We start from the raw sequence: 1,260 nt of genomic DNA on the forward strand, positions 1-1,260 counted from the left end.
CGATTGGAGTGCGCCCCTGAGGGTGGACAGATCGGGATGTGTGGATTGACCAGCCTTCCGGGTTTTCGGAGAGAGAACCCATGGCAAAGCACCGCAGTCACAGCATCGAGTTCAAACGCCAGGTCGCGCAGGAGTTCATCGCCGGCGAGACGCTGCACGGCTTGGCTAAGCATCACAATGTCTCGCGCAACCTGATCCGCATCTGGGTCCGCAAATATGAGCAAGGAGCGTTCGACGATGATGCGCAGGCCGCTGACCTGATCCAGGAATACGAAGCCCGGATCGCAGCGCTCGAACGGTTGGTCGGTAAACAGGCTCTGGAACTAGAGTTTCTAAAGGGGGCTCTGAGAAACGCACCGCGGCCGAGAAGCGGGACTACATCCGTCATCACCGGCCCCGCGGCATCAGCGTTGCCGAAGGATGCCGGTTGATGAGAATCGCGCGCTCCACCTACTACGATCCCCTGGAGAACGCGGCCGACGACACCGCGATCGTCGAGGCAATGTTCTCGATCAGCGACGAGTTCGAGTTCTACGGCTATCGCCGTGTCGGCGCTGCGCTGCGTCAGCAAGGCCTCGTCGTGAACCACAAGAAGATCCGGCGCCTGATGCGCGAGCATGATCTGCAGCCCAAGATCAGGCGGCGCTTCGTGGCCACCACCGACAGCGATCATGATGGCCCGATCTTCCCCAACCTGGCCAGGGACATCGTTCCAACCGGCCCGAACCAGCTCTGGGTCTCCGACATAACCTATGTCGCGCTGCCGACCCGCTTCGTCTACGTCGCAGTCATTCTCGACGCCTGGTCGCGCATGATCGCCGGCTACGCCATTGGCCGATCGATCGATGCGCGGCTGACGATGGCAGCCTTGAAGGCGGCCATTGAACGGCGCCAGCCGCCGTCCGGCTGCATTCATCATTCCGATCGGGGCTCCCAATACGCCGCGCAGATTTACCGCGAAGCGCTGGAAACAAACGGCCTGACGGGCTCGATGGGCCGCAGAGGCAATCCTTACGACAACGCCAAGGCGGAGAGCTTCATGAAGACGCTGAAGGTCGAGGCGGTCTACCCGATGGCCTTCGAAACCTTCGACGACGTCATAGATCACCTTCCCCGCTTCATCGAGGAGGTCTACAACAAACGCAGACTCCATTCGGCGCTCGGATATCTGAGCCCGCAGCAGTTCGAGGATCAACACATCCGGCAGACTGGCAAATCAGCGGCCTGATATCTGTCCACCCTCAGGGGCGCACTCCAGAT

At 60.9% G+C, this 1,260-nt stretch carries 2 protein-coding genes; both read left to right on the top strand.

The annotated features are described in order from the left end of the window. Nucleotides 1-80 precede the first annotated feature (80 nt). Entirely contained in the window at nucleotides 81-431 is a 351-nt protein-coding gene (locus O7A70_RS33810; RefSeq protein WP_337144205.1) for a transposase, read from the top strand. Continuing rightward, nucleotides 404-1,228, top strand: a complete 825-nt coding sequence (locus O7A70_RS33815) for an IS3 family transposase (RefSeq protein WP_337144206.1) — start codon at nucleotides 404-406, stop codon at nucleotides 1,226-1,228. The genes O7A70_RS33810 and O7A70_RS33815 overlap by 28 nt, the downstream gene beginning before the upstream one ends. Nucleotides 1,229-1,260: the final 32 nt, after the last annotated feature.

Source organism: Mesorhizobium sp. Cs1299R1N1, assembly GCF_037179655.1.
GTDB lineage: Bacteria > Pseudomonadota > Alphaproteobacteria > Rhizobiales > Rhizobiaceae > Mesorhizobium > Mesorhizobium salmacidum.